Source organism: Endozoicomonas sp. 8E, assembly GCF_032883915.1.
GTDB lineage: Bacteria > Pseudomonadota > Gammaproteobacteria > Pseudomonadales > Endozoicomonadaceae > Endozoicomonas_A.
On sequence record NZ_CP120717.1, the window covers coordinates 3,457,947 to 3,475,183 of the forward strand.

Below are 17,237 nucleotides of genomic sequence, written 5' to 3' on the forward strand. Positions count from 1 at the left end.
TGAATTCGATGGTGTGGCGTAATAATCAGGTATATTGGCGTAAATGTACAGATAAGTTGATGAATGTCCTATTAAACTACCGCTATATCTTTTATCTAAATGGAGTTGTTACCGTGAGCAGATTGCCGGTCATTGTCGCGCAGGGAGGCATTAGCCCGGCGGGACGAAGTTCAGGGTTTCATGGGTATAATCGCTTGATATTTGATCAATTGGGTGCTCAGCAACAGCAGGAAACATTGACTGCTATCGCACGACTCAGGGGCTTGGATAACGACACACCGGCAGACATCATTCTTTCAGGTACCTTAATCAGGCAGCTGGAAACCAACCTGTTTGATAATAACGCTCTCTATTATCACCAGCCCTTCAAAGCTGACAAGGGTTCAGAGTTGATTCTGCCCAAGAGCAGGCTGCCCAGGCCATTACCGGAAAACTGGCAGGTGGAAGAACTGAATGATGGTCGAAATGTCAGAGTTTGTTTTTCTGGTCTGCAAACCCTGATGTTGCCTTCAACAAGGTCAGGTTCGGTCAATGCTGCTGGTCAGTTACCCAGCGGTTTTGATCCTGCTGCGCTCTATCAGTCCAGACATCATCCCCGCTCACTGGCTATGACGGTTTATGGTGCGTCAGACGCCTTGCAATCCTCCGGTTTGGAGTGGCAGCACTTAAAAGAGAATTTGTCTCCCGAACAGATTGCTGTCTATTCAGGCAGTGCCATGAGCCAGCTCGACTACAACGGCTATGGCGGTATGCTGAAAGCCCGCTTGATGGGTAAGAGGGTCAGTTCCAAGCAATGTCCACTGGGTTTTGCTGAAATGTCTGCTGACTTTATCAATGCTTATATCCTGGGTTCACTGGGTAATACCGGCACCTCAATGGGAGCCTGTGCGACATTGCTTTATAACCTGCAGCTGGCAGTAAACGACATTCGTTCCGGCAAGCGCCGTTTGGTGATTGTTGGCAACAGTGAGGCACCGGTTGTTCCTGAAATCATGGATGGCTACAGCACCATGGGAGCGCTGGCTACGGACGATGCTTTGAGGAAGCTGGATGGTCTTGACGATGATACCAACCCCGATTGGCGAAATGCCTGTCGTCCTTTTGCAGAGAGTGCCGGTTTTACTATTGCAGAATCTTCTCAATACTTTGTCTTGATGGATGATGAACTGGCGCTGGAGTCCGGTGCTGAAATTCTGGGAGCAGTCGCTGATGTTTTCGTGAACGCAGACGGCTATAAAAAGTCCATTTCAGCACCTGGCGCCGGCAACTATCTGACCCTTGCCAGGGCTGCCGCTCTGGGCAGGGCGATTCTGGGAGAGGACGCTCTGCGACAGAGGAGTTTTGTTCAGGCTCATGGTACCGGCACCCCACAGAATAGGGTGACTGAATCTCGCATCCTCAATGAAACGGCTCGTCATTTTGGTATGAATAACTGGCCTGTCACAGCGGTTAAGAGCTATCTGGGTCACTCTATTGGTGCGGCTGCTGGTGATCAGCTCATGTCGACACTGGGTTTCTGGCATCAGGGCATTATTCCCGGAATCAGAACAATTCCCGGCATTGCTGAAGACGTTCATCATTCACACCTTGATATCAGTCTGAATCACAAAGAAATGGACCCATCAGAGATGGCCATGTCGCTGATCAATGCCAAGGGTTTTGGGGGCAACAACGCTACGGCAGTAATTCTGAGTCCTGATATAACCCGTGAGATGTTAAAAGCCAGGCACGGTGAGCAGGCACTATCATCCTGGCAGCAGTGTTATGAAACTACGGTCTGCCGTCAGGAAGAGTATGAGTCTGCACAACTGTCTGGTCAGGCGGAGCCTATTTATCTATTTGGTGAAGGGGTTCTTGGAGAAGACGATCTGGAGTTCACCGACCGATCCATTAAGGTACCCGGCTTCGGCCACCCGGTGAATCTCGAAGTAGACAATCCTTTCTGGTCTTTTTGATCTCAGAAGTCTGATGAAATGGCGGTACCACCTTTCCAGCTCGGGACATAAGTACCTAACCAGTTGGTTTCGCATATTCTGGACGGCGGCTTTTTCCATCCTTCTGCGTTCCAACTCTGGTTGCGTAGCTATGGCTACGCGCCCGTCGTTGCGCCTTGAAGGATGAAAAAATCCTCTCGCCAGAATATGCGAAACCAACTGGCCAGGTACATACGAAGAGTTAATGTACCCCAGTATTTGACTGCATTGGATGACATTATCGAGTCATAACCGAGCAAACGTTCGGTTGATTTATGGTCTATTTTACGGGCATGTTCTTCAAAAGCTTTACATCATTATCCGGGCTGGTCATTGAGTTGTGTATAAAGGTAGACTCAATCAGTCCTCCGTGTCTCATTAAAGGGAGAAAGTCATAATGAGAGCCAGACTCAAACTGACCGGAATACTGATTAGCACTGTTGTCCTTACTGCCATGACTGCCAATAGGGTAACGGCAGATGAACAGGCAGGAAGAGTGGAAGTCAGTCACGCCAACAGTACCCATTTAACACTCTACCCGGACAAAACCCTGGTGCGTCAGCAGTTCAAAGTGCTTCCCGGACCGGATGGGAGTCTGGTCGTCGAAGGCATGGCCGATGACTGGGAAGATGACAGCCTTGAGCTGGAATACATCAAAGACAAACAAGGTCTGGTGCCCGCTAGCCTTACCTGGCACAGAGGTGGACTGGACCGGGATCATCTTTACAACAGGTTGGTCGGCAAGTCGGTTGAACTCGTAGGGGGAGGGCTGAACGTCCCGGTACAGGGTGTGTTGCTCTCCTATGACAGTGGGATGGGTCTGGTCCAGGGCAATAACGGTCGACAATACCTGGTGGACTGGAACGATCCGCAAGGTATCAGGCTGGCTTCGCGGGAACAGGTTTTTCTGGAAAAAGACTATCAGACTCGTCTGATAGCACGCTTCCCGGAACTGGACGGCACCGACCAGTTACGTCTTTCTTACATTACGCCTTCCATTCGCTATTCAAGCCACTATCGAATGACTCTGGATGATGATGGAAAGGCCCGTATTGAGCTGACGGCACTTTTAAATAACAACACAGAAACCGATTACAACAACGCAGATATCAAGCTGGTGGCCGGTGATATGGGGCGGCCCAATGTAGGTTATGCTCACAAAATGGTGAGGGCAAATGCTGCCAGTCCCATGCCCGGTCAGGAAAGTCAGCGGGTAGGTGAAGTCATGGTCATACCGTTGCCGAAGGACCAAACGAAACTGACTCCCTTCTCCTGGCAGCAGATGACTCTCTATAAGGAAGATCAGATAGCACTCGATCATTACTATCAGCTGGATGTTAATGGTCGTTCATATTCAGGCAGAGGTTCTGATCTGCAAAGACCCAGGCTGAACTATCGCTTTAAGGCAGGGCGCGATCTTCCTGCGGGTGAGGTGAGAATTCTTGAGTCTACGGGCGACGGCACTGTGATTATCAGTGGTAATGCCATGATTCCCCAGACCACCAAAGGGGATTATGCCCATCTTGCTATGGGCGAAGCCCTGACTGTGAGGGTTGAGAGAAAGCGCGTTGATAGTCAGCAGCGTGAAAAGGAGCTGATCACTCGCTGGCAGGCTGTCGTATTTAATGACAGTGATGAAGAGGTGACCTTGATGATGACAGATCGCGATCACTCTCTGATTAAGTTGGAAGATGTGAAAGGCGGTACTCTGGAACAGACTGACACCATCAAGGTCAAAGTTCCCGTAAAAAGCAAGAAAACGCTTACATATACTTCGGCATACACTCGTTAATACCGTTCAGGGTCAGAAGTCTGAAGGCAGTGGTTGTTCAGGCTTCTGGCAAAATAAAATGCAACTTACTGCAGATCAAAGCCTCATGCTCAATTATCCATCTATTGTAGTTCTGACTGGTGCCGGTATTTCTGCCGAGTCGGGTATTCGTACCTTCAGGGGCAGTGGTGGCCTTTGGGAAAACCATTCGATTGAAGATGTCGCCACGCTGGAAGGTTATTATCGCAATCCGGCCCTGGTGCAGGCTTTCTACAATGACAGGCGACAACGACTGAGTGAAGTGGTTTGTAATGCTGCTCATAAGGCGCTTTCAGACTTTGAAAAGTCTTTTGATGGTGAGTTTCTGCTGGTAACCCAAAACGTTGATGATCTGCATTCCCGGGCGGGCAGTCAGAATCTGATTCACATGCATGGTGAGCTTTATAAAGTGAGTTGTCAGGACACAGAGCAGGTTTTCGAGTGGTATGACGATCTAACTACCGAAACACTCTGTCCATGTTGTCAAATGGCGGGCAACTTGCGGCCTCATATCGTCTGGTTTGGAGAAATGCCTCTGGAGATGGATCGTATCTACAAAGCTTTGTCGCAGTGTGATCTCTTCGTATCCATCGGAACTTCAGGTAATGTTTATCCAGCTGCCGGTTTTTTTGAAGAAGCCAAAGCTGCGGGCGCCGAAACTGTAGAGTTGAATCTTGAGCCCGGTACCAATGCCTCCCGGTTTGATCGGAGTCTTAGTGGGCCTGCTACTGAATTGGTTCCTGAATTCTTTAATGCTTTGTTGGGATAGATGTACGGCATTGTTTTTCTATCTCAAATTTTTCGATGCCCTGCGTGTTGTGCTTCTTCTTAATTGGAGGGAGCGGAGTGTGTGTTTTTTGTCGGTTCGTGCTTCTGTTCCGAAGAGGAGTTTTTTACTTTTTGGGCATTATCCAAAGGTGACAGTTTGTCTGGGTGGCGGGGCTTATAATCTGAGTGCATCAGGTCCCAGTCATCAGGAACGTGTTGAGATACAGTGGCTGCAGAACAGCCAGAGACTGCCTCTTCCCTCAAGTCACCGACGAATATGGCACCTCTTTTACCAGCGCGCCTTTCAACGCGCGTTTGCCCAGTAGCCGGAAAGGCAACAAAATTGAAGAGTTTAGGGTTGATACTGTCATACCTTGTAAACAGATGCTTCAAAACATCTTTAGTGAAGACGCTGCTGAGACAGCCTGAATATTCAAATTCAATCCTGGTTATAGGTTTGTCCGATGTACGCTCCGACACTGACCGTTTGACGAAGAGAGACTGCCCATCTGCAGACCAGCTAAACGAGGCTTTTTCCAGAGACTCAGGAGGAAACCATACCATTGGAACAGCATCAAATCGGTAAGTAACCGTGGTACCCGGCAGGCCAACAGAGACAACAGAGGTAGTACCTTTGATTTCGGGTGGCTGAACAAGAATATTCAGCGATGATAAATAGAAATTTCCCTTAGCTTTACCTTTAAATGACTTCACGTAGCTGAGGTAACCTGCATTCCTGTAATTGGGAGTAGCGTAGTAATCATGGTCAACGATCCACAGATACTCAGGGAACAAATCTGCCGGTGCCTGCGCCATAACCGGTCGAACCGTTGTCATAATAGTCAGAAAAATCACATCTCGTCGCACCAGAAATACCTCCTGATTTATAACAAACAGTAACTATAGACGCTCAAAATGGTTCTGCAGACAACCTTGATCTGAAAATAAAAAATAAAAGGCAATCACAAGCTAAAGGCATTAGAGGTCGGGTCACCGACCTTTGTCACCAATTCATCATGAAACTGACACCCTTGTAACATCACTATGTCTTATTTATTTCATACCCTGTGCTCGCAATATAACCCATAAGAAACGGGAGCCCGTGTGAGAGTTCTGAGTTTTATACCACTGATTGTTTTTTCACTATTGCTGAGTGGCTGTGACGATGAAACAGATACCACCAGTGGTGACAATAATACCAGTGAATACCACTGCCCAGTTGAATAAATAGTAAAGGCAATCAGCTAATTATGAAAAAAGCGTTGAGTCGTCGTAAATTTTTAAAAGCGTCAGGTGTTGGGTTGACTGGCGTGACAGCATCAGGGTTAATTCCACCTTCAATTGTGAAGGCTTTATCCATTCCGGCAAACAATGTCCATGGTAACATCAATGATGTGGAGCATGTTGTTATATTGATGCAGGAAAACCGGGCTTTTGACCACTATTTTGGAAAGTTGGCAGGGGTTCGTGGTTTTGCAGATCGCCATCCTGTTCCTACGGTGTATGGTGATGTCTGGAAGCAAAAATATGAGAAACGACAAAATGAGCGTTTTATTTATCCCTATCATCTGGATGCGGAACAGGGTAATGCTCAGCGTGTGAATGGTACGCCACATACTTTTCCGGATGCTCATGAAGCCTGGGATCATGGGCGCATGAGTGATTGGCCAACCTATAAAGAAGATCAGTCGATGGGGTACTATACAGAGGCTGAATTACCTTTCCAGTTTGCCCTGGCAGATGCTTTTACTGTCTGTGATGAATACTACTGCTCATTCCATGGGGGAACTAATCCTAACCGGCTCTTTCATTGGACGGGTATCAATCACCATGAACTGGACCCTAACCCACCTGCCATTTTTAATGATTATGATAGTCTTGGCTCGTCCAGTGAAGGGTATACCTGGACAACCTATCCCGAGCGTCTGGAGCAGGCGGGTGTTAGTTGGAGGATTTATCAGAACTTACCTGATAATTTTACAGATAACCCTCTGGCCGGTTTTAGACAGTACCGGGAAGCCAATGAATTAAAAGGCAATCAAGCCAATGGTAAGCCCTATCCCGAATGGTCAGAAGACGATGACAACATCAGCCCTTTGCTGAAAGGCGTCGCCAATACCATGGCTGACGGTGGCTTTTTGGAAAGTCTTAAAAAAGATATTGAAAACAAAACGTTGCCACAAGTGTCATGGATTATTGCGCCAGCAACCTATTCCGAGCACCCGGGACCTTCGTCACCGGTACAGGGAGGCTGGTATACTCAGGAAGTTCTGGACGCATTAACCAGCGACCCGGATATCTGGAGTAAAACAGTTCTGATTATCAATTTTGATGAAAATGATGGTTTCTTTGATCATATGCCTCCACCTTGCCCGCCTTCCTTGAGTGAGGGAGCTTTTCATGGTGAAAGTACTGTTGATACAACCGGAGAGTATCATACTGAAAATCAGGCTTATGGTCCGGGTCCAAGAGTTCCGGCATTGATTGTTTCTCCATGGAGCCGGGGAGGCTGGGTTAACTCACAGGTGTTCGATCATACGTCGGTGTTACAGTTTCTGGAAAAGCGGTTTGGAGTGATCGAAGAGAATATTACGCCTTTCCGTCGTGCGGTTTGCGGTGATTTATTATCGGCATTTAATTTTGAAAACCCTAATGACGAGCCATTGCCATCGCTACCGGAAATGACTAAATCAGAGGCTGATATCATAAGATTTTTCCAGCAACTATTGCCACAGATTAATCCTCCGGCTGAAGAAGATCAGCTACCGCCCGTCGCCAATGCCGGTATCCGGCCTTCAAGAGCTCTTCCTTATGAGCTGCACGTTAATTCCCTGGTCGATACAGACCAGTTCTCCGTCGTTCTGACTATGACCAACAGTGGTCAGCAGGGCGCCGTGATCCATGTCTATGATCAACTGAATCTGGAAGAGATACCCCGAAGGTTTGTGATTGGAGCCGGAGATACCGTACGGGCTACATGGCCGGCATCTCTCGACAACAAGTATGACTTGTGGGTGCTCTCTGCCAATGGTTTCCATCGTCAGTTTAAGGGAACCTGCGAGCGGGAGCATAACCAGGAAGTCTCCGTATGTTATGGAGTTAGCAAGGAAACGCCGTCGGTTTTGGTCAGACTGGAAAATCATGGAGATACAGAGAAACAGTTGACTGTAGATTTCTCAGCCTACGAGCCAGGTAATCAACAGACCATCACTCTGGCAGCCGGTGAAAAAGCGTCTGTTGAGCAGTTTATCAAGTCTGCATCCAACTGGTATGAGCTGGAAGTCAGTGTTGAAGGAAGTGACACGTTCAGGCGTTATTGTGGCAGGGTTGAAAATGGTACTCATGGCGTTTCAGACCCTTTGATGGGGTGATAAAACTTCTGAAAATTCAGAGGGCGCCCAGGGTGATGGGTAATACCGATCGAACTTTCTAACTCCCTATTGCGCTGAAGATTTGAGCCTTAATCCTGTGTTGGCGATCGTCGCCATAGTTAAGGCTATGACTCCTGACGCCGCCTTGTCTTAAGGCTCAAATCTCCATACTCATCATGGGAGTTAGCAAGCACGATTGGTATAACCTTTGTTTTTAGAACAAGAAACCTGCGACTTTGAGGAAAGAGTGTTCGGGTTATGACCCGCATTGGCTGTTGGTCTGGGCCGGAGGTTTGGCTAATGATGGATATTTTGAGGCAGGGTGACTATGGAAAAATAACTGGCCAGATGAAATGATAACCCTTAGTAATAATTTTTTAGACAATTTCTGCAGGACATTCTATTGAGCCCTTCAACATGTCAGCTTCCGGATGGTCTGGTCGATGCAATGCGACATTTCAGTGCAATTGATGCCATCTATCTATATGGCTCACGGGCAAAAGGGAACGCCAGGGACGACAGCGATTGGGATCTTGCTGTTATTTATACAGATTATGAAACCGATATTCTGGAACGTGCCGTCCGACCACAAATGATGGAAGCCGAGCTAGAGCGGCTGTATCCCGAGCTTGAACTCAGTGTTGTTGATCTTCGAGAGGTACCTGTGCCTCTGCAATGGAATATTATTCAGGGCATGAAACTATTTGACCGCTATGTTCCGGCCGTTCGCCGTCTTGAGCATGCCATTATTTCTGCCTGGGAAAAAGACTATGAGCGATAAAGCGTACGAACAGGAAATTGAGAATGTTCAGCAGGAGATGATACTTATTCTTGATGAGCTTCATGATGATCTTGGCAGCTGGAGAGCCAGGGACATGCTGGCTGCCCAGAGAGCATTACAAATTCTGATTGAGTCGCTGGTTGGCTTATCCCGTTATGTTTATCAGGAAAAATTTGGAGTTAAAGTCAGTAAATCCCGGGCGGCACTGGATGGTTTAGAGAAGCGGAACGCTTTAACTCGACAGGATTATGACAAAGCGATGAAGATGATCGGTTTTCGAAATGTGCTAGTGCATGACTATCTTGACGTCGATCGCAATATTCTTGAAGCCATTATAAAGAATAAGTTTTATCGTGATATTCAAAGGATTACTCTTCATATACAGGCTCTTTTGTAACACATTAGGGTAGCTATCAGTTTTTACTCGATATTTTTCCAGCCAGAAACGAACCTTCTGGACTGAGCCGATAACTTTGTCCGGGGCTGTTTGGGCTATCGGGGTTAGTCATGCTGATCAATTTCTGATCAAGAGCCGGTTTGAGATAGTTTTTACGAAATGTCGATCGATGCTTTAACCCCAGCTTTTCCATCATATCCTTAACTTTGAAAGGTTCTTCAGGGTCAGTCCGAAGAAGCTGAAGAAGACTTTTTACTTGGTCGCTTACTTGACGGTTTACTTGGTCGCTGAAATGGATGGGTTCACTGGCAAGTGCTTCGTTGAGAGCCTGCTCAATCGCTTTAAGTATGAAAGCGATAAATGGCGTTGAGTCGCTGGCATCGTCGGCCTGACGCAATGCTTCATAATAGGCATTTTGCTGGTCACGAATGATGGTTTCTACGGGCAAAAAAGCCATCGGCTCTCGCCACTTTGACAGGAGCAGGGTTTGCCAGAAGCGACCTATTCGGCCATTGCCGTCTGTAAAGGGGTGAATGAACTCCAACTCATAATGAAAGATGCAACTGCCTATCAAAGGATGAACATCGGTGCCTTCGACCCATGCGAAGAGTTCATACATCAGTCTGGCTACCTGTGAAGGTGGTGGAGGCATATGGACCAGCTGTTCATCCCGGTATATGCCAACGCCAGTATCCCGCCAACATCCAACCTGATCGGTCAACCCTTTCATTAGTAAGGCGTGAACGTGCAATAAGTCTTCTGCATTAGCAGGATCAAGGGTGGGCATGAGGTCATAGGCTTCAAAAGCGTTCCGGACTTCAAGGATTTCCTTTGGCTGACCAAGCACTCGTTTCCCTTCCAGAATGGCCGTTACCTGTTCAACGCTGAGTGTATTATGCTCAATCGCCAAAGAGGCCTGAATAGTTCGAATGCGGTTGTTTCGACGTAAGCGAGGTGTTGATGAAGAACACTGGCTGGCACTGTAGCGACCCAGCAGCTCACTGATATTGGCAACAGAGTCAAGAATAGCCGGGGTGATCGTATAAGGAGGTTGGTATTTTGCCATAGCAATGAGCTGGTAGCCTTAAATCACTGTTAAACCAATAGTCACAAAGTATTGCATATTGTGAGGCAGATCGACAGGAAGGCTGTGCTCTTCGTCATAGCTGTCTGAGTTTAATTCTTTCCGTCGCTGCTCTACCTGTTGGGTCACCGACATTTTTTCTTTAGGCAGAACCAGTTCACCTAAAGGACCGGCAGCCACACTGCTATCAGCAAAGGCATCACGGATGGAAGGTCGCAACGGCGCAAAAAGCCCTTAATACACAGGAGCTTCAGGAAAAAAGAAACCCGCGACTCTGGGGGAAGAGTACGCGGGCTAAGACCATTTTAGGAGTGAAACATAGGTACACAATGCAAGTATCAAGGTCACCTAAATCAGTAACCTAGACTGATTGATCGTAGGGGGAAGTCGACCGGATCAGTAGAAGTAATTATGGTGCAGATTCTTCTCGCGTCCACTGAGCTATAAGATCAATTCTGAATAATCAGCTTTTTTATTACTCTTGAATGATTTGATGCCTGTTAGTTTATCCGCTACAAGTCAGTTCAAAGTGTTTTTATTGTCGAGATTCTCTGAGCCTGAGCCACTATTTAATCCTATCTGCTGCAGTTCTTTCACCTCATCAGGGGTGATATAAAGATCACCTTCCTTACCTTCCAGAGCACCATGGCCATGCCAGGGAAGCAGTTTGTAATCCGAATGGTGGGTGTAATCGAGAAAGGGGTATTTAATGATCTGGAAGTAAGGCGAGTAGTCAAAGTCACTGGGGGTGCAGAGTTTGGGGTTGCGCTGAAACAGCTGAACACCACTTTCTCCATTCATCTTCACCAGAGGCAAAATCGGGAAGTGAATAAAACTGAATGCCTCGGCAATCATACTGGAGCAAACAGTTTTGGTTTCATCTCCGGGTGAATGTTGAAACAAACTGGAACGCCAGCGCCTGGGCATTATGGAATAAGGGAAGAAAAAGCGGGCCAGGTCCAATATATGGCGCACGTTGTAATCAAGACCCAAACGGCTGACAGCATAGTGAATGACCTGCTGGCTGTCGGAATAGTTTAATCCATTGGGTCGACAAATTCTCAGATGTTCACCTTCGTAACGGCTTAAAGGATGTACGACTGTTCCAAATCCGAGTTCACTCTCAATGATGAGTTGATCATCCGGAGAGCCGTCATAAGACTCTTTAACGGTCTGACGAATACGGTCATCTTCTATATCATGCAGACGTCCAATATAAAGCATGGCGTGGGACCAGGGGCTCTGGGTGATCTGTTTGATGACATTGCTGACTCGAGATTTACCTTCAACGAGCACTACATCGCAGGGCTTAAGCTCATGGCGGATTCTTTCGAAATCACAGAGAGGTCGGTTGGTGTCTTCAGGCTGCTGCATGAGCCATTTGGTGAGTAAGCCAGCGAGTGATTTGAAGAGCTGCATTATTTTTCCCTGTCGTTTTTCGACTATGCACTTCTCCATAACTTCAGTGCTTCAATTTAAATAGTAGCATTTGTCAGATCCCTGATAGGGTCATGGTTGGCTTCTGGTCTCGATCTTGCGTACTATCCTTTTTGGGTCGATCGAGTGTCCGGCATAGATAAATCAGACGTCGTCCTCATTAAGACGATATAATGACCTTGTTGCATCCATGTTTCATTCGAGTACTGACGTTTCGCCAGAACAATGACAACAGACAGAGGGGCCGAATTATGAGTGATCAATCCATATCACCCGGACAGCTGGCTGAGAGCATGAAGCCTCTCCTAAAACAGCAGGGTTTACCTCCTGTTCATTCATGGAATCCCGATTTTTGTGGGGATATAGACATGAAAATTTGTCGGGATGGCAGTTGGCTCTATATGGGGTCACCCATCGCCAGAGAGTCCATGGTTAAACTGTTTTCTACCATTCTCAGGCATGATGAGGATGACTGTTTCTATCTGGTGACCCCGGTAGAGAAGGTTAGAATCCAGGTAGAAGATGCTCCGTTTGTCGCCGTTTCCGTTGAAAATAAAGACGATGGCCTGACTTTCACTACTAACGTAGGTGATAAAGTGACTCTGGATCGTGAGCATCCTTTGTGGGTTAACATTGATTCGTCGACGGGAGAGCCTTCGCCGTATATCAGAGTCAGGGCCCAGCTGGATGCCCTTGTTCATCGGAATGTCTTCTATCAACTTATTGAGATGGCAGAAGAAAAGTCTACGGAGCGTGATGTAGAGCTATGCCTCAATAGTCACGGTCAAACTTTCTCGATTGGCAGTATAAAACCTGAATACTGATCCGGGATGGGAAGCAATAAATCTGCCTGAGCATCCATAAAACAGAAAAGGAGCCTGATGGCTCCTTTTCTGTTTGTCCCGAGTTACATGTTCGGGTAGTTGGGGCCACCGGTACCTTCCGGAGCTACCCAGGTAATGTTCTGAGCAGGGTCCTTGATGTCACAGGTTTTACAGTGAACGCAGTTCTGACTGTTGATCTGAAAGCGTTGTTCGCCGGACGTTTCCTCTTCGACAATTTCATACACGCCAGCCGGGCAGTAACGCTGAGCAGGCTCGTCGTATTTTGGCAGATTGTCTTTCAGAGGAATCGATGCGTCCGCCAGCTTCAGGTGGCAGGGCTGATCTTCTTCGTGGTTGGTGTTGGACAGGAACACAGAACTCAGGCGATCAAAGCTTATGACTCCATCCGGTTTTGGATAATCAATCTTCTTGCTATCAGCGGCTGGTTTAAGGGTTGCATAGTCGGGTGTTTTATCACGCAGGGTAAACGGCAGCTTGCCGCCAAAAATATTCTGGTCGACAAAAGCAAAGCCGGCACCTACGAAGTTGCCCCACTTATGCATGGCCGGTCCAAAGTTTCTCTGCGCATTAAGCTCTTCACCCAGCCATGAGTTTTCAAAAGCCCGGGCGTAAGAAGTGAGGTCTTCACCACCTTCGGAACCGCTGCTGATTGACTTGAAAACTTCTTCAGCCGCCAACATGCCGGACTTCATGGCCGTATGTGAGCCCTTGATTTTGGCGCCGTTCATGGTACCGGCATCACAACCGATCAGAAGGCCACCGGCAAAGGTCATTTTTGGCAGGGACTGAGGTCCGCCTTTAGCAAGGGCGCGGGCACCGTAAGAAACCCGTTTGCCCCCCTCGAGGAATTTCTTGATGGTTGGACTCTGCTTGTAACGCTGGAACTCTTCAAAAGGACTGATGTGGGGGTTGGAGTAACTCAGGTCGGTAATGAGCCCCAGAACGACCTGATTGTTTTCAATGTGGTAAAGGAAGCCACCACCGGTTGAGCCGCTTTCAGTCAGAGGCCAGCCAGCTGTATGCACTACCAGGCCCTGAGAGTGGTTTTCCGGAGCTATATCCCACAACTCCTTGATACCTATGCCGTAATGCTGAGGGTCTTTACCTTCGTCCAGATTGAAGCGGCTGATAAGTTCTTTGCCCAGCTGACCACGGCAGCCCTCTGAGAAAAGGGTATATTTGGCGTGCAGTTCCATGCCAGGCATGTAACTGTCTTTTTTCTCGCCATTGGCAGAGATGCCCATGTCGCCAGTAGCAATCCCTTTAACACTGCCATCTTCATTGAACAGAATCTCGTTGGCAGCAAAGCCAGGGAAAACTTCTACGCCCATGCTTTCTGCCTGTTCGGCCAGCCAGCGGCAAAGGTTGCCCAGACTGATGATGTAATTGCCTTCGTTGTGCATGGTCTTGGGTACAAAGGCCCCCGGCACTTTCAGGGCCTTTTCCTGAGAACTCAACCAGTAGATATCGTCGGATGCGACAGCGGTATTCAGTGGCGCACCTTTTTCTTTCCAGTCAGGAAACAGTTCATTCAGAGCAGTGGGTTCGAATACGGCGCCGGACAGGATGTGTGCTCCTACCTCTGATCCTTTCTCAACGACGCAGACAGAGAGTTCTTGACCCGCTTCCTGTGACAGTTGCATAAGACGACAGGCTGCAGACAAACCGGATGGACCAGCGCCCACAATTACCACGTCGAATGGCATAGACTCGCGTTCCAAAATGAATCCCCTCCCTCACCGAGTTATCATATGGTGATTTTCATACACTATTTTTTATCTGATGACGCTTTAACTTTTCCGGTTAAATTTCCCGGCTGCCGTTGTCAGAAGAATCTGCCAGCGTGAAAATCAAACAGTTGTTTGAATTTTTTTCTGCATTATACTGTCTCATACGCAAATAACCAGCATTCGCTGAGTCGAAGTCCCTTCGACGCAGTAGAGTGCCAGGTAGCTTTCTGCCGGTGATATGCCCCTGAGGCAGTTTGCAGATATGCGATAATGTTCGGGCGCTCTAATAAAAGGCACTGGTCAGACAAATAGTTCATAAAACTGCTTGATAATCATCAATCTTGAACATAGGTTTGAACCCTTATTGACGTGCTGTTAGACTGCCCACACAGCAGTGATGTGAAACAATGATAACAATTGATGCTCCGCGCGATGTTTTCGGAGATTTCATACCCTGCCTCACAACCAAGTATCCAGTCATAGTATAAATAAGGAAGGCTGCGAACCCATGAAAATTCTTGTAGCCGTTAAGAGAGTCATCGACTATAACGTCAAGGTTCGTGTAAAAGCGGACCATAGTGATGTCGATCTGACGAACGTAAAAATGGCCATCAACCCTTTCTGTGAAATTGCTGTTGAAGAAGCGGTGAGACTGAAGGAAAAGGGTGTTGCAAGTGAAATCGTTGTCGTATCTCTCGGTACCAAAGAGAGTCAGGAGCAAATTCGCACCGCTCTGGCTCTGGGTGCTGATCGCGGCATTCTGGTAGAAACCGAAGAAAATCCCGGTTCTCTGTCCGTTGCCAAACTGCTGAAAGCCATTGTTGATGAAGAAAAGCCGGATCTGGTGATTCTGGGTAAACAGTCCATCGACAGTGATAACAACCAAACCGGTCAGATGCTGGCGGCGCTGTCTGGTCTGCCCCAGGGTACTTTCGCCTCTGAGGTGACTATAGAAGACGGTAAGGCCTCTGTCACTCGTGAAGTCGACGGTGGTTTGCAGACAGTTTCCCTGTCACTGCCCGCTATCGTGACGACTGACCTGCGCTTGAATGAGCCTCGTTATGCTTCCCTCCCCAACATCATGAAGGCCAAGCGTAAACCTCTGGACGTCAAAACACCTGCAGATCTGGGTGTTGAGGTAACTTCCTCCCTGAACACGCTGAAAGTTGAGCCGCCTGCCGAGCGCAGTGCCGGTATTCGTGTGGGCAGTGTTGATGAACTGATCGAAAAACTGAAAACAGAAGCGAAGGTAATCTAATGGCTATTCTCGTAGTTGCAGAACATGATAATGCAGCCTTGGGCGCAGCCACTCTGAATACTGTAGCGGCTGCCCGTCAAATAGGCGATGATGTTCATGTATTAGTCGCCGGATCCGGCTGTGGTTCTGTTGCCGAAGCAGCGTCAGCCGTTGAAGGTGTCAGCAAGGTTATGGTTGTGGATAATGCCGCCTATGAGCATCAGCTGGCAGAAAATGTCAGTTTGCTGGTTGCTGAACTGGGCAAAGGCTATAGCCATATTCTGAGTGCTGCCAGCACCAGCGGTAAAAACTATATGCCTCGTGTTGCGGCTTTGCTGGATGTTGATCAGATTTCTGACATTATCCGTGTAGACAGTGCAGACACTTTTGCCCGTCCTATCTATGCCGGTAACGCCATTGCAACCGTACAGAGTAGTGCCACTGTGAAGGTTATCACCGTTCGTGGTACCGGCTTTGATCCTGTAGCCGCTACAGGAGGTAGTGCAGCCGTCGAACAGTTGGATATTGCCCACGACGCAGGTATTTCCTCCTTTGTCAGTGAAGAAATGGCCAAGTCTGATCGCCCTGAACTGGGTGGTGCAAAAATCGTAGTATCCGGTGGTCGTGGTATGGGGAATGGAGAAAACTTCGAAATCCTGTACAAACTGGCTGACAAGCTGGGTGCTGCCGTGGGTGCTTCCCGTGCTGCCGTGGACGCAGGCTTTGTTCCTAATGACATGCAGGTCGGTCAGACCGGCAAGATTGTTGCCCCTAACCTCTACGTTGCTGTAGGTATTTCCGGTGCGATCCAGCACCTGGCAGGTATGAAAGACTCTAAAGTCATTGTTGCCATCAACAAGGACGAAGAAGCGCCTATCTTCCAGGTAGCCGACTATGGTCTGGTAGCGGATCTGTTTGAAGCTGTGCCAGAGCTGGAAGGCAAACTCTGATTTCAGAGTCTGGTATCGCTGACAGGCTGGTAGCAGAATAAGCCTGTTGTACGATATTATTCGTGCGCAGGCTTTTTTGATGACATTGGAATGGTTTGCCATCAAGGAAGTGAGAGACGGATTAGGAAAATAACAACTATAAAGATGCAGGTTGGGGTGTTTCATGATTCGCGTACTGATTGCTGACGATCATGATCTGGTGAGAACGGGGCTGTCCCGTATGCTTTCTGATGTTCAGGAGCTGGTTATTGTCGGAGAGGCCGACAGTGGGGAAGAGGCTATCGAAAAATGTCGAAGCCTAAAGCCACAGGTCGTCCTGATGGATGTTCGTATGCCGGGCATTGGTGGTTTGGAAGCCACTCGCAGGATCAATCAGTCATTCCCTGAGATTCAAGTCATCGCTGTCACCGTCTGTAATGATGAGCTTTATCCTGCCAAGCTGATGGAAGCCGGTGCAGCCGGATACGTAACCAAAGGCATCAGTATCGACGAGATGGTAACCACCATCAAGTCGGTGGTCGTTGGCAAGCGTTGCATTAGCCCTGATATTGCACAGCAAATGGCGCTGAAATCATTATGCCCTTCCTCCGGCTCCCCCTTTGAAAAACTCTCCAGCCGGGAGATGCAGATATGCCTGATGATCGTCAGCTGTGAAAAGGTGCAAACTATTTCAGACAAGCTGTGTCTGAGCAGTAAAACGGTGAACAGTTATCGATATCGTATTTTTGAGAAGCTGCAAATAAACAGTGATGTGGAATTAACCCATCTGGCCATTCGATATGGCCTGATTGAAGTGGGGCAGGATATTGTTTCTGTTTAATCAGCTGCTTACTCTGAGTTGAAGTTTCAGTAGG

Annotated in this window: 16 protein-coding genes; 11 read left to right on the plus strand and 5 right to left on the minus strand. The window is 48.0% G+C overall.

Annotated features, from left to right (window positions below; genetic code table 11):
* Nucleotides 1–113: 113 nt before the first annotated feature.
* The 3 genes from P6910_RS11375 (at nt 114) to cobB (ending at nt 4,552) form a co-directional block, all read left to right on the plus strand.
* Nucleotides 114–1,955 carry a beta-ketoacyl synthase gene (locus P6910_RS11375; RefSeq protein WP_317146360.1) on the plus strand — a complete coding sequence of 614 codons (1,842 nt, stop codon included), beginning with the start codon at nt 114–116 and terminating at the stop codon, nt 1,953–1,955.
* Between the two features lie 415 nt (nt 1,956–2,370).
* The gene (locus tag P6910_RS11380) at nt 2,371–3,765 is read left to right on the plus strand and encodes a DUF4139 domain-containing protein (protein WP_317146361.1); all 1,395 of its coding nucleotides are present in this window, start codon (nt 2,371–2,373) and stop codon (nt 3,763–3,765) included.
* Nucleotides 3,766–3,823: 58 nt separating this feature from the next.
* A complete protein-coding gene (gene cobB, locus P6910_RS11385; protein WP_317146362.1) occupies nt 3,824–4,552 on the plus strand; it encodes a Sir2 family NAD+-dependent deacetylase in 729 nt (242 codons plus the stop codon).
* A 59-nt stretch (nt 4,553–4,611) separates the two neighbouring features.
* Here cobB and P6910_RS11390 read toward each other — a convergent pair whose 3' ends face one another.
* Nucleotides 4,612–5,388 (minus strand): hypothetical protein, encoded by a 777-nt coding sequence (locus P6910_RS11390; RefSeq protein ID WP_317146363.1) that lies wholly within the window; start codon nt 5,386–5,388, stop codon nt 4,612–4,614.
* Between the two features lie 267 nt (nt 5,389–5,655).
* Here P6910_RS11390 and P6910_RS11395 point away from each other — a divergent pair, with 267 nt between their 5' ends.
* The 4 genes from P6910_RS11395 (at nt 5,656) to hepT (ending at nt 9,100) form a co-directional block, all read left to right on the plus strand.
* Nucleotides 5,656–5,778: a hypothetical protein gene (locus tag P6910_RS11395; RefSeq protein WP_317146364.1), complete on the plus strand. Its 123-nt coding sequence runs from the start codon at nt 5,656–5,658 to the stop codon at nt 5,776–5,778.
* A gap of 23 nt (nt 5,779–5,801) precedes the next feature.
* Nucleotides 5,802–7,922: a phosphocholine-specific phospholipase C gene (locus P6910_RS11400; RefSeq protein WP_317146365.1), complete on the plus strand. Its 2,121-nt coding sequence runs from the start codon at nt 5,802–5,804 to the stop codon at nt 7,920–7,922.
* Nucleotides 7,923–8,325: 403 nt separating this feature from the next.
* Nucleotides 8,326–8,703, plus strand: coding sequence for a type VII toxin-antitoxin system MntA family adenylyltransferase antitoxin (mntA, locus tag P6910_RS11405; protein WP_317146366.1), 378 nt, complete (start codon nt 8,326–8,328; stop codon nt 8,701–8,703).
* Nucleotides 8,693–9,100: a type VII toxin-antitoxin system HepT family RNase toxin gene (hepT, locus tag P6910_RS11410; protein WP_317146367.1), complete on the plus strand. Its 408-nt coding sequence runs from the start codon at nt 8,693–8,695 to the stop codon at nt 9,098–9,100. The genes mntA and hepT overlap by 11 nt, the downstream gene beginning before the upstream one ends.
* Nucleotides 9,101–9,116: 16 nt before the next feature.
* On the opposite strand, the gene P6910_RS11415 is transcribed toward hepT, so the two are convergent.
* The 3 genes from P6910_RS11415 to P6910_RS11425 form a co-directional block, all read right to left on the minus strand.
* Nucleotides 9,117–10,166 carry a Fic family protein gene (locus tag P6910_RS11415; protein WP_317146368.1) on the minus strand — a complete coding sequence of 350 codons (1,050 nt, stop codon included), beginning with the start codon at nt 10,164–10,166 and terminating at the stop codon, nt 9,117–9,119.
* Between the two features lie 18 nt (nt 10,167–10,184).
* Nucleotides 10,185–10,403, minus strand: coding sequence for a hypothetical protein (locus P6910_RS11420; protein WP_317146369.1), 219 nt, complete (start codon nt 10,401–10,403; stop codon nt 10,185–10,187).
* Between the two features lie 300 nt (nt 10,404–10,703).
* Nucleotides 10,704–11,603: a hypothetical protein gene (locus tag P6910_RS11425; protein ID WP_317146370.1), complete on the minus strand. Its 900-nt coding sequence runs from the start codon at nt 11,601–11,603 to the stop codon at nt 10,704–10,706.
* Nucleotides 11,604–11,872: 269 nt separating this feature from the next.
* Here P6910_RS11425 and P6910_RS11430 point away from each other — a divergent pair, with 269 nt between their 5' ends.
* Entirely contained in the window at nt 11,873–12,445 is a 573-nt protein-coding gene (locus tag P6910_RS11430) for a DUF1285 domain-containing protein (RefSeq protein ID WP_317146371.1), read from the plus strand.
* 83 nt (nt 12,446–12,528) lie between these two features.
* Here the strand turns inward: P6910_RS11430 and P6910_RS11435 are convergent, their stop codons facing one another.
* Nucleotides 12,529–14,172 carry an electron transfer flavoprotein-ubiquinone oxidoreductase gene (locus P6910_RS11435; RefSeq protein WP_317146372.1) on the minus strand — a complete coding sequence of 548 codons (1,644 nt, stop codon included), beginning with the start codon at nt 14,170–14,172 and terminating at the stop codon, nt 12,529–12,531.
* 532 nt (nt 14,173–14,704) lie between these two features.
* Here P6910_RS11435 and P6910_RS11440 point away from each other — a divergent pair.
* From P6910_RS11440 to uvrY, 3 genes are all read left to right on the plus strand, one after another.
* Complete coding sequence (locus P6910_RS11440; protein ID WP_317146373.1) at nt 14,705–15,454, plus strand: electron transfer flavoprotein subunit beta/FixA family protein; 750 nt, start codon at nt 14,705–14,707, stop codon at nt 15,452–15,454.
* The gene (locus P6910_RS11445; protein ID WP_317146374.1) at nt 15,454–16,383 is read left to right on the plus strand and encodes an electron transfer flavoprotein subunit alpha/FixB family protein; all 930 of its coding nucleotides are present in this window, start codon (nt 15,454–15,456) and stop codon (nt 16,381–16,383) included. The genes P6910_RS11440 and P6910_RS11445 overlap by 1 nt, the downstream gene beginning before the upstream one ends.
* Nucleotides 16,384–16,546: 163 nt before the next feature.
* A complete protein-coding gene (uvrY, locus tag P6910_RS11450) occupies nt 16,547–17,203 on the plus strand; it encodes a UvrY/SirA/GacA family response regulator transcription factor (RefSeq protein WP_317146375.1) in 657 nt (218 codons plus the stop codon).
* Nucleotides 17,204–17,237 lie beyond the last annotated feature (34 nt).